Source organism: Streptomyces sp. NPDC048416, assembly GCF_043200435.1.
Taxonomy (GTDB): domain Bacteria; phylum Actinomycetota; class Actinomycetes; order Streptomycetales; family Streptomycetaceae; genus Streptomyces.
In genome coordinates this window covers 238,839-249,989 of the sequence record NZ_JBICXU010000011.1, presented here as the reverse complement: position 1 = coordinate 249,989, position 11,151 = coordinate 238,839, and the positions used below count along the sequence as shown (strand labels likewise).

The following is an 11,151-nucleotide window of genomic DNA, read 5'->3' as shown; positions in this document are numbered from 1 at the left end:
AAAGGAACCTCGTCCCACCGAAGTGGAGACGGGGTTGTCAATCTGGCGTTGACTTTTGGCACGCTGTTGAGTTCTCAAGGAACGGACGCTTCCTTCGTACTCACCCTCTCGGGCTTTCCTCCGGGCGCTTCCCTTCGGTATTTCGTGTTTCCAGCCTAGCAGATCCGATTTCCGTTTCTGCCACCCGCTGGAGCGGGTAATTCGCTTTCCGGCCTTGTTTGGCTTTCCGGCGATTCAGACTCTAGCAAGTCTTTTTCGTCTTCCCGACCACCGTCTCCACAAGCATGCAGAGTTGGAAATCCGGGTTAGGATCAAGACTTGGTAGGTGCCGCCGACCGCCGCATCACAGTGTCGTGACGGGGTCAGGCAGGAGTACGACAGTACAGGCCACCGGGAGTTGAGGCAAATCGTTTCCGGTGTGCACCTAGGTCCGCCAACCACTACCTGTCGTGCGGAACTGGGACTTCTTATGACTTACCCTTCTGAACAGTACGCCGTCCAGGACAGGTAGTGACGGCGACACTTTGAAGCTCCGCCCCTGGGAGGCTCCCCATGACCAGCGTGACGTCGCCACTTGCCGGACAGGCCATCGGGCTCGCTGCAGTGCCCGACCCCGTCTTCTCCGGCGCAATGGTGGGCCCCGGCACCGCTATTGATCCCGTACGTGAGCCGGCGGCGGCCGTGGCGCCCGTGGACGGCGTCGTTGTGTCCCTGCACCCGCACGCCTTCGTCGTCGTCGACGCCGAAGGCCACGGTGTGCTGACGCACCTCGGAATCGACACCGTTCAGCTCAACGGCGAGGGCTTCGAGCTCCTTGTCAACAAGGGTGACACCGTGACGCGCGGCCAGGAAGTCGTGCGCTGGGACCCGGCCGCCGTCGAGGCCGCCGGCAAGTCCCCCATTTGTCCCATCGTGGCTCTTGAAGCCACCGCTGACTCCCTCTCCGACGTCGCTGAGAGCGGCGATGTGAAGGCCGGCGACGCGCTCTTCGGCTGGCGCTGACTCCGGCGCCGTTGTAACGGCGCGCTTGACGGACAACAACGGCGGCGGCATGGGCCGCCGCACCTATCGGAGACGGTGAGATGGAGACAACGCTGCGAGGCGTCGGCGTGAGCCACGGTGTGGCGATCGGCGAGGTTCGGCACATGGGTACGGCGGTTCTCGAACCGCCTGCCAAGCAGATTCCGGCGTCGGAGCACGGGCGCGAACAGGGGCGCGCCCGCCAGGCCGTTGAAGCTGTGGCCGCCGATCTGATGGCGCGCGGCAACCTGGCCGGCGGTGAGGCACAGGCCGTGCTGGAGGCCCAGGCGATGATCGCCCAGGATCCTGAGCTGATGGCCGACGTGGATCGGCGCATCGTCGTCGGCAGCACTGCCGAGCGGGCCGTATACGACGCGTTCTCGCACTATCGCGAACTGCTCGCGGGCGCCGGCGAGTACATGGCCGGTCGCGTCGCCGACCTCGACGACGTGCGGAACCGGATCGTGGCGCGCCTGCTCGGCGTGCCCATGCCGGGTGTTCCGGACAGCGACGAGCCGTATGTGCTGATCGCCCGTGACCTGGCGCCCGCCGACACGGCGCTGCTCGACCCGGCGCTTGTGCTCGGTTTCGTGACCGAAGAGGGTGGACCCACCAGTCACAGCGCCATCCTGGCGCGGGCGCTCGGTGTGCCCGCGATCGTGGCCCTGCCGGGCGCCGGTGAGCTGGCCGAGGGCACGCTGATCGCCGTCGACGGCAGCACGGGCGAGCTTTTCGTGGACCCGAGCGTCGAGAAGCAGGCCGAGATGGAGCGGGCCGCCGCCGAGCGCAAGGCGGCGCTGTCCGCCTCGTCCGGTCCGGGCGCCACGTCGGACGGTCACAAGGTGCCGCTGCTGGCCAATGTCGGCGGACCCGCCGATGTCCCGGCCGCGGTGGAGGCGGGCGCCGAAGGCGTCGGTCTGTTCCGTACCGAGTTCCTTTTCCTCGACGACTCCGCCAAGGCGCCGACGGAGGACAAGCAGGTCGAGGCGTACCGCAAGGTGCTTGAGGCGTTCCCCGAGGGGCGTGTCGTGGTGCGCGTCCTGGACGCGGGCGCCGACAAACCGCTCGACTTCCTGACTCCGGCCGACGAGCCCAACCCGGCGCTCGGTGTGCGCGGGCTGCGTTCGCTGCTCGACCACCCCGAGGTGCTGCGTACGCAGCTGACCGCGCTGGCCAAGGCCGCCGAGGGGCTGCCCGTCTACCTTGAGGTCATGGCGCCGATGGTGGCTGACCGTACGGACGCCAAGGCATTCGCCGACGCGTGCCGTGAGGCCGGGCTGCGGGCGAAGTTCGGCGCGATGGTGGAGATTCCTTCCGCCGCGCTTCGGGCCCGCTCGATCCTGCAGGAGGTCGAGTTCCTGTCGCTGGGCACCAACGACCTGGCGCAGTACGCCTTCGCGGCGGACCGTCAGGTGGGCGCGGTGTCGCGGCTCCAGGACCCGTGGCAGCCGGCGCTGCTCGATCTGATCGCCATGTCCGCCGAGGCCGCGAAGGCCGAGGGCAAGAGCTGTGGGGTGTGTGGCGAAGCTGCCTCCGATCCCTTGCTGGCCTGTGTCCTGACCGGTCTGGGCGTGACCAGTCTGTCGATGGGCGCCGCGTCCATTCCTTATGTGCGCGCGACGCTGGCGAAGCACACGCTGGCGCAGTGCGAGCGTGCGGCGTCGGCGGCTCGTGCCGCGGACACCGCCGAGGACGCGCGCAATGCCGCTCAGGCGGTGCTGTCCGGCGAGTGACCGGGCGGTCGTGAGACCGGTGTGACAGGGGCTTCCCGCCGCGGTGCGGCGGGGAGCCCCTTTCGTTTACCCCTTTCCCTGCGTTCTGCGTGTGTCTGTCTGTTCTACGTGTTTCTACGTGTTTCTACGTGTTGGTTCAGCGGCGGTTGTCGGCCGGTGGATTCAGTGGTGGCTGTCGGGCTGGTCGACGGGGAACCCGGCGCGGTATTCGACGCCGGATTCCGGGGCCACCGGTTCGCCGGTCTCGGCGTCGGTGCAGTAGGCGCTGAACACCTCGCCCGCGGTGAGGGGATCGAGCCGGTCGCGCTGGAGGCGCCAGCCGTACAACTGGTCGGGGACGCCGTGTTGGGTGGTGCGCAGGACCAGGCCGCCGGTACCGCGCTGGGCGATGCCCGCCGCGAGGACGGTCACGAACTCCGCCGCGTCGGTCTCGTCCAGGTGTGCCGGGTCGCTTCCGTCCCGGTGGGCGTGCAGGACGGTGATGAGCTGCTCCTCCTGGACGGGAACACTGCACACCAGGTGGTGGGTGCCGGAGCCGGCGGCTTCCAGGAGGCTCAGCAGGAGGTGGGAGGCCGCGTCGAACGCGGCCCGCCCGATGTCCTGGCCGCAGTCGGCGCACTCCCCCGCCTCGGCCAGGATGAGCGTCGCGTACTCCCAGGTGGCTTTGCGGGCGGCCTTGTCGATGAGCTGCGGGACGAGGCTGACGATGGGCTGGCCCGCGTAGGCCACGCGGGCGCCGCCCGCTGCCAGTTCGGCGGTGAAGCGTGTGCGGCTGTCCGCCGTGTCCGGGTCGATGCCCCGTGAGGTACAGAACGCGGTGAACTCGTCCGGGTCGAAGAGAGCGACCGTCGTGTGCGCCCCCTGGGCCGCGAGTGAGCGCAGGAGTCCTTCGACCTGGCGGAGGTAGGCGGTGTGGTCGCGGAAGGCGAAGGATCGGTATCTCGTCATGGCCGTGAAGTCGTGCACGTCGGCGATCAGGCCGACGGTGCCCGGCATTTCACGGCGGAGTGTGCGCCGGATGGCCTTGATGTGATGGGTGTGCGCCATGTTTCCCCCTGAGCACGGTGTCGATCAATGCTCACTCACCGTAATCGACGGCACTGACAGTCGCGCTCGCGTCGGCCGTGGCCGGACGAGACGGTGCTGCATCAGGCAGGTGGCCGCGATGATCGTGCCGAAGGTGATCCAGCCGGCGGGTCCGGTCGCGATCGCCGCGGTGACGGCGAGGGGGCCGACGCTCCGCTCGACGGACTGGGCGAGGCCGTGCACGCCGAGGTAGGCGCCTTGGGCGTCGTCGGGGGCGAGGGCGATGGACAGCTCCCAGGAGATGGTCGCGTGGACGATTTCGGCCAGGGTGAAAACGACTGTCGCGGCCACGAGGAAGGTGGTGGCAAGTGCGGCGCCGGGTGCCGCGGAGGCGGCGATGGCCACGCCGGCAAGGGCGAAGGTCGCCGAGAGCGGGAGCAGCAGTCGGCGCGCGGCGGTGGTGGTGGCCCCGAAGCGGGCGAGCGGCACCTGGAGGCCCACCACCATCACGTTGTTGATCACCATGAGCAGCGGGACGAGTCCGTGCGGGGCGTCGGTCGCGTGCACGGTCCAGAGCGGGAGGCCGACCTTGAACACCGCGTCGTCGAGGAAGAGCACGGTCTCGGTGGCCACGAACGTCAGATAGCGGCGGTCGCGCCAGGGACTGGCTCCGCGGGGCGTCGCCGGATCGCCGGACCTGGCGACCGTGCGTGAGGGTGTCCGGGGTTCGGCGCAGAGCGCTGTGATGAGGGCGGAGCCGAGGAACGAGAGGGCGTTGCCGGCCAGGAGCCATTCGTAGGCGGAGGCCGATCCGATGGCCAGGGCGCCCGCTGCGGCGAGGCCCCCGACGGCCCAGCCCGCGTTGGCGACGGTCCGGCTGACGGCCTGGTAGCGGACGCGTTCGGGGCCCGCGATTCGGGCCGCGTACAGCTTGGTGAGGACGTTGGCCGAGCGGTCGCCGAAGCTCCCTACGGACGCGAACAGGAGCAGCAGGACGAAGTTGTCGGTGGTCAGAAGCGCGAACGCGGCCAGTGCGCGCAGCATTTGAAGACCGATCAGGACGCGGGTCAGGGGCAGCCGGTCGGCGATGCGGCCACCGATGGGCGCGCCGGCGATGCCGACGGCGCCGGACACGGCGACCAGCGTGCCGATCTGAGCGAGTGAGAGGCCTGCGACGTAGCTGAAGTAGAGGACGGAGACGGCTTCCCACAGGCCGCTGCCTGTCCTGTCGACGAAGGCGACCGACAGCATGCGACGTCCGTCGAGGCCCCCCGGAACGCGTCCCCACAGTGCGGCGCGGCGGCTCCCGCCCATTGCTCCCCCTTGACGACACTTATGTATTGGTACATAATTTCTTACGTGGCAACACAATATTCGATCTCTGGTACGACGGCCAAGGGAATTGCCGCGTCCGTCGAGCGGGCGGTCGCCGAGGGTGGCCTCGGGCCGGGCGACGCGCTCCCTCCCGTGCGCCGCCTGGCCGACGAGTTGGCGGTGAGTCCCGGCACGGTGGCCACCGCCTACAAGGAGCTGCGGCAGCGCGGCGTGCTGGTCACCCGGGGCCGTGGCGGGACGGTGGTCGCCGCCGCCCCGGCCGTCGCCTCCCGTCGGCCGCCCAAGGTCCCCGACGGGCTGCGGGACCTGGCGGGCGGCCACCCCGACTTCGCGTTCCTGCCGGACCTGCCGGCCCTCGTCGCGCCGTCCTCCGGCCCGCGTTCGCACCGCTCCACACCTCGGCTGCCGCGCCTGGAGGAGCGGGTGCGTGCCTGGTTCGACGGTGACGGAGTGCCGTCGGGCTCCGTGACGTTCGCCCACGGTGCGCTGGACTGCGTCGCGCGGCTGCTGGCCACGGAGCTGCGCCCCGGGGACGCGGTGGCCATGGAAGACCCCGGATACCACCATCTGCTCGATCTGGTCCAGGCCATGGGGCTGCGGGCGATCGCGGTCGCGGTGGACGACGAGGGGATGCGGCCCGAGGGGCTGCGGGAGGCGCTGCGCGGCGGCGCGCGGGCCGTCGTGTGCAGCCCGCGGGGGCAGAATCCGTACGGGGGCTGCTTCTCCCCGGCTCGGCGCGACGCGCTGGTCGAGGTACTGCGCCAGGCCCCCGAGGTGCTGGTGATCGAGGACGACCACGCCGCCGAGATCGCCGGCGCGGAGCTCAACTCCCTTACGGAGGGCGGGCTTTCCCGCTGGGCCCAGGTGCGGACTGTGACCAAGTATCTGGGCCCGGACCTGCGGTGGGCGGCCGCCGCCTGCGATCCGGTGACGCTGGCGCGGCACGACGGACGGCTGTTGCTCACCTCCGGGTGGGTGAGTCATCTCTTGCAGGCCGCCGTGCTGGCGCTGATGGACGATGCGTCGGCCAAGGTCCTGGTGGCGCGGGCGGAGGTCGCCTATGAGAGGCGGCGTACGGCATTCGTCAAGGAGCTCACCCGGCGCGGTATCCCGGCGCACGGGGCGAGCGGCATGAATGTGTGGGTGCCGGTGCCCGACGAGTCGGCCGTCGTCAACGGGCTGCGCACGCGCGGCTGGTGGGTGGCGGCCGGGGCCCGGTTCCGGATGGCGGCGGCGCCCGGCGTGCGGGTCACCGTCGCGGGCCTGGAAACCGCGCAGGCCGCGCGGCTGGCCTCGGACTTCGCCGATGCGCTGGGCGAGTCCGAGGCCACCTACGGGGGCTGATCAGCCGCGCTTGCGGGCGATGTCCTCGTAGAAGCGCAGCAGCTCCAGATTGTCCACCGAACCGGGGTTGACAGCCTTGTCCAGGGCCGCGCCTTGGAGGAGCCGCTTCACGGGGACCTCGATGCGCTTGCCGGTGAGGGTGTGCGGGACGCCCGGTGCCTCGATGACCTCGTCGGGGACATGGCGGGGTGAGAGCTGTTCCCGGATCGCCTGCTTGATCTTCGTACGGAGGGCGTCGTCCAGGACGGCGCCCTCGGCGAGGTGCACGAACAGGGGCATCCAGTAGCCGCCGTCGGGTTCTTCGAGGCCGATGACGAGGGACTCGCGGATCTCCGGGAGCCGTTCGACGACCTCGTAGATGTCCGCCGAACCCATCCGCACGCCCTGCCGGTTGAGGGTGGAGTCGGAGCGGCCGTGAATGATCACCGAGCCGTGGTCGGTGAGGGTGATCCAGTCCCCGTGGCGCCACACGCCCGGGAACATGTCGAAGTAGCTGTCGTGGTAGCGGCTGCCGTCCGGGTCGTTCCAGAAGCGGATCGGCATGGACGGCATGGGGTTGGTGACGACGAGCTCGCCGACCTCGCCGATGACGGGCCTGCCCTGCGCGTCCCAGGCCTGGAGGTCGGTGCCGAGGCACGGCGCCTGGAGCTCGCCGATGTGCACGGGGAGCGTCGGCACCGCTCCCGCGAAGCAGGAGCAGACGTCGGTGCCGCCGCTGACCGAGGCGATCCACAGGTCCTCGCGCACCTCGTCGTGGAGCCAGCGGAATCCGTCGGGCGGCAGCGGGGAGCCGGTGGTCGCCACGCCCTTGACGCGGGACAGGTCGAAGTCGCGGCCCGGGTGCACGTCCGCCTTGCGGCACGCCATCACGTACGCGGCCGAGGTGCCGAACAGGGTGGCTCCCGTGCGCTCCGCGATCCGCCACTGGGCGCCGGTGTCGGGGAAGCCGGGGCTGCCGTCGTACAGGACGACCGTGGTGCCGGTGAGCAGGCCGGAGACGAGGAAGTTCCACATCATCCAGCCGGTGGAGGTGTACCAGAAGAAACGGTCCTCGGGGCCGAGGTCGCAGTGCAGTCCGAGCTGCTTGAAGTGTTCGAGCAGGATGCCGCCCTGGGACTGCACGATCGCCTTGGGCAGGCCCGTCGTACCGGAGGAGTAGAGCACCCACAGGGGGTGGTCGAAGGGCACCTGCTCGAAGACGGGCTCCGCGTCGCCGCCGGTGAGGGCGGACCATTCGAGCGTGCCGTCGGGAGCCGGCGTGCCGAGCAGCGGGATGTGCACGACGGCGCGCAGCGTGGGCAGTTCGCGGCGCAGTTCCGCGACGACGTCGGTGCGGTCGTGCTCCTTGCCGCCGTAGCGGTAGCCGTCGACGATGAACAGGACGACCGGCTCGACCTGCTGGAAGCGGTCTAGGACGCTGCGGGCGCCGAAGTCGGGGGCGCAGGAGGTCCACACGGCGCCGACGGCGGCCGAGGCAAGCAGCGCGGTGACCGCCTGCGGGACGTTGGGCAGATAGCCGCTCACGCGGTCTCCCGGACGCACACCGAGAGCACGCAGTTCGGCCGCGAGCGAGCCGACCTGGCGGCGGAGCTCGGCCCAGCTGATCTCCACGGGTTCATGGGTCTCGTCGACGTGCAGCAGCGCGGGCGCGCCGGACCTCGACGGGTCCTCGGCGGTGCGCAGGGCATGCTCGGCGTAGTTGAGCGTGGCGCCCGGGAACCACTGGGCACCGGGCATCGTTCGATCAGCAAGGACAGCTTCGTACGGGGAGGAGAAGCGAATGTCGAACCAGGTGGCGACGGCTTGCCAGAAGGTGTCGAGTTCGGCGACCGACCAGCGGTGGAGAGCCGGGTAGCCGCCCTCGGCGGGCGCCCCGTGGTGTTCGGCGGCCCAGGCCTGGAAGCGGGTGATCCGCGCGGCGGCGATGCGGTCGGAGTCCGGCTGCCACAGGGGCGCGGGCTGCGGATCGGGGTTCGCTGCTGAGGTCATCGGTCGGCTCCCGGGCTGTAACGCGTGGTGTGCGTGTTTCCCGCGCACACGCGAAGGGGTGTGCGCGTGAGGCGGCTGGAAGGGACGATGCCATGTGATCGTCTTCCGCACCAGGGCGTGCCACCCATGGTCGGGTGCCTGATCAGGTGGCGCCACCACAGGTGAACAGCGGTTGAACACACCGCGCCCGGAGCGTTCCGAGTGGCAGGCTGAGCTGCATGGACGGCGATGACCTGGTTCGCTCGGTGAAGGCGGTCGGTTCGGCGGGCGGCCTGCGGGCGTTGCGTTCGGCTCTGCTGCGGCGCCGGGCGGACGCGCGGGACCTGCCCGCACGCGGTCCGGAGCTCGCCCGGGTGCCGGGGGCGGTGCGCGAGGCCGAGCCACGGCCCGGCGGCGGTGTGGTGCGCTTCGCGCGCTCCGAGCTGGAGGTGCGGGTCGCCGTCGGCGGCGCGGTGTTCTGGGGCTGGGACGGGGCCGGTCCCCAGCCGTCGTACGCCCTGGACGGCCCGGCGCCCGAGCCGGATGCGCGGGCGGTCCTTGAGCCGGACAAGGACGGTGGCTGGCGGGTGGTGTCCGAGCGACTGACCGTGGCCGTCTCCCGGCACGGCGCGGTGGAGGTGCGCACCCCGGGAGGGGTGACGCTGCGGCGGGAGCTGGCGCCGCGCTGGTGGGAGCCGGTGGGCGGAGGGCCGGCCCGTTGGCTGCAACGGTCCGAAGTGGCCGCCGACGCGCGGTTCTTCGGGCTCGGCGGGCGCGCGGGCGGGCCTCGGCTGCGTGCTGGTTCGTACCGCCTGTGGAACACCGATCCGGGCGGCGGCTTCGGCCCGGCGGACGACCCGCTGTACATCACGATGCCCGTGCAGCTGGTGGTCGCGGACGCGGGGACCCACCTCGCGTTCTACGACAGCACCTGGGACGGGCGGGTGCTGTTGCGCGAGGGCGAGGAGGGCGCGGGATCGGGGCACGACCGTCCGGGCGGCAGTGAGCTGCGGATGGAAGGGGGGCCGTTGCGGTGCTGGGTGGTGGCGGGCACACCGGCCCGGGTCCTCCAGGGGTGGACGGGACTGACCGGAGCGCCGGCGCTGCCGCCGTCCTGGGCGCTGGGCCCCCAGCACGCCCGCTGGGGGTTCGGCAGCGAGCGGGAGGTGCGGCGGATCGTCGCCGGGTACACCGAGCGCGGCCTTCCCCTGTCCGCGCTGCACCTGGACATCGACCACCACGACGCCCACCAGGTCTTCACCGTCGACCGGCGCACGTTCCCCGACCTGCCGCGACTGGCCGAGGACCTGGCCCGGGACGGGGTGCGGCTGGTCTCGATCGTCGACCCGGCGGTCCGGGCGGAACGCGGGAATCCGGTGTACGAGGGGGGTCTCGCCGCCAAGGCGTTCGTCAAGGATGTCCGAGGGCGCGAGGTACGGGGGCAGGTGTGGCCCGGGGAATGCGCCTACCCCGACTTCACGGATCCGAGGGCACGCGCCTGGTGGGGCGGGCTCTACCAGGAGCGGATCGACCAGGGCTTCGCCGGCGTGTGGCACGACATGAACGAACCCGTGTCCTTCGCGCCGTTCGGAGATCCGACGCTGCCCAGATCGGCACGGCACGACCTCGACGGCCGGGGAGGTGATCACCGCGAGGCCCACAATGTGTACGGCCTCACGATGGCCCGGGCGGGCTACGAGGGGCTGCGCCGACTGCGCCCCGATGCGCGGCCCTTCCTATTTTCACGCTCCGGCTGGGCCGGGATGCAGCGCTACGGCGGCACCTGGTCCGGCGATGTGTCGACCGGCTGGCCGGGCCTGCGCGCCTCGCTTTCCCTGGTGCTCGGGCTCGGTCTGTGCGGAGTGCCGTACTCGGGGCCGGACGTGGGCGGTTTCACCGGGAGTCCGTCGCCCGAGCTGTATCTGCGCTGGTTCCAGCTCGGCGCCTGGCTGCCCCTGTTCCGTACGCACGCCGCGAAGTGGGCGGGACGGCGCGAACCCTGGGAGTTCGGTACGGCGGTGCTCGACGGCGCGCGAGCCGCGCTGGCCGAACGGCGGCGGCTGCACCCGTACTTCGTGACGCTGGCCCAGCTGGCGCGGCTGACCGGAGCTCCCTATGTGCGCCCGCTGTGGTGGGGCGCACCGGCCGACCGGGCGCTGCGAGACTGCGAGGACGCGTTCCTGCTCGGCGACGCGCTGCTCGTGGCCCCGGTCCTGGAGCGCGGCGCGGACCGCCGGGCGGTGCGGCTGCCGCGCGGACGCTGGTACGACACCGCGACCGGCGAGGCCCACGAAGGCCCCGGCCAGGTGCTGTTGGACGCCCCGCTGTCCCGGATTCCAGTGCTCGCGAGGGCGGGTTCGGTGATCCCGGTGCGCGGCGAGGACGGCGCCCTTGAGCTGGAGGTCTGGGCGCCGCCCACCGGCCGCCGCGGGGGCGGCCTCGTGGTGCGGGACGCGGGGGACGGCTGGGAGCGGGCGAGCGTGGAACGGTTCACGACCCGGGTCGTGAACGGCCGGGTCGTGGTGGAGCGTGCCGACGGCGGGGAGGGCGGCGGGCCGCCCGGCCGGGTCGGCGGCGAGGCGGGCGGCGGGGTCGGCGGCGAGGTGGGGTATCCGGTGCGGGTACGCGGGGTGGCACGCTGAAACGCCTCCCCCGCGCGTGGCAGCTGCCAGGACGTCTGCGGGGTTCTACCGCGAAGCGACGGTCGCTCCCCCGCGCGTGGCAG

General features: G+C 71.4%; 7 protein-coding genes. 4 read left to right on the top strand and 3 right to left on the bottom strand.

What is annotated here, in order from left to right:
• Nucleotides 1–552: 552 nt before the first annotated feature.
• Together ACGFW5_RS17390 and ptsP are read left to right on the top strand one after the other, a co-directional pair.
• Nucleotides 553–1,002 (top strand): PTS glucose transporter subunit IIA, encoded by a 450-nt coding sequence (locus tag ACGFW5_RS17390; protein ID WP_393835075.1) that lies wholly within the window; start codon nucleotides 553–555, stop codon nucleotides 1,000–1,002.
• 80 nt (nucleotides 1,003–1,082) lie between these two features.
• Nucleotides 1,083–2,753: a phosphoenolpyruvate--protein phosphotransferase gene (gene ptsP / locus ACGFW5_RS17385; protein WP_393835074.1), complete on the top strand. Its 1,671-nt coding sequence runs from the start codon at nucleotides 1,083–1,085 to the stop codon at nucleotides 2,751–2,753.
• 162 nt (nucleotides 2,754–2,915) lie between these two features.
• Here ptsP and ACGFW5_RS17380 read toward each other — a convergent pair whose 3' ends face one another.
• Nucleotides 2,916–3,800, bottom strand: a complete 885-nt coding sequence (locus tag ACGFW5_RS17380; RefSeq protein WP_393835073.1) for a hypothetical protein — start codon at nucleotides 3,798–3,800, stop codon at nucleotides 2,916–2,918.
• Nucleotides 3,801–3,824: 24 nt separating this feature from the next.
• A complete protein-coding gene (locus tag ACGFW5_RS17375; RefSeq protein WP_393835072.1) occupies nucleotides 3,825–5,030 on the bottom strand; it encodes an MFS transporter in 1,206 nt (401 codons plus the stop codon).
• 108 nt (nucleotides 5,031–5,138) lie between these two features.
• Between ACGFW5_RS17375 and ACGFW5_RS17370 the strand changes: the two genes are divergently transcribed.
• Nucleotides 5,139–6,458, top strand: a complete 1,320-nt coding sequence (locus ACGFW5_RS17370) for an aminotransferase class I/II-fold pyridoxal phosphate-dependent enzyme (RefSeq protein ID WP_393835071.1) — start codon at nucleotides 5,139–5,141, stop codon at nucleotides 6,456–6,458.
• Here ACGFW5_RS17370 and ACGFW5_RS17365 read toward each other — a convergent pair whose 3' ends face one another.
• A complete protein-coding gene (locus tag ACGFW5_RS17365; RefSeq protein ID WP_393835070.1) occupies nucleotides 6,459–8,447 on the bottom strand; it encodes an acetoacetate--CoA ligase in 1,989 nt (662 codons plus the stop codon). It abuts the gene before it with no gap.
• 218 nt (nucleotides 8,448–8,665) lie between these two features.
• Between ACGFW5_RS17365 and ACGFW5_RS17360 the strand changes: the two genes are divergently transcribed.
• Nucleotides 8,666–11,068 (top strand): glycoside hydrolase family 31 protein, encoded by a 2,403-nt coding sequence (locus tag ACGFW5_RS17360; RefSeq protein WP_393835069.1) that lies wholly within the window; start codon nucleotides 8,666–8,668, stop codon nucleotides 11,066–11,068.
• Nucleotides 11,069–11,151: the final 83 nt, after the last annotated feature.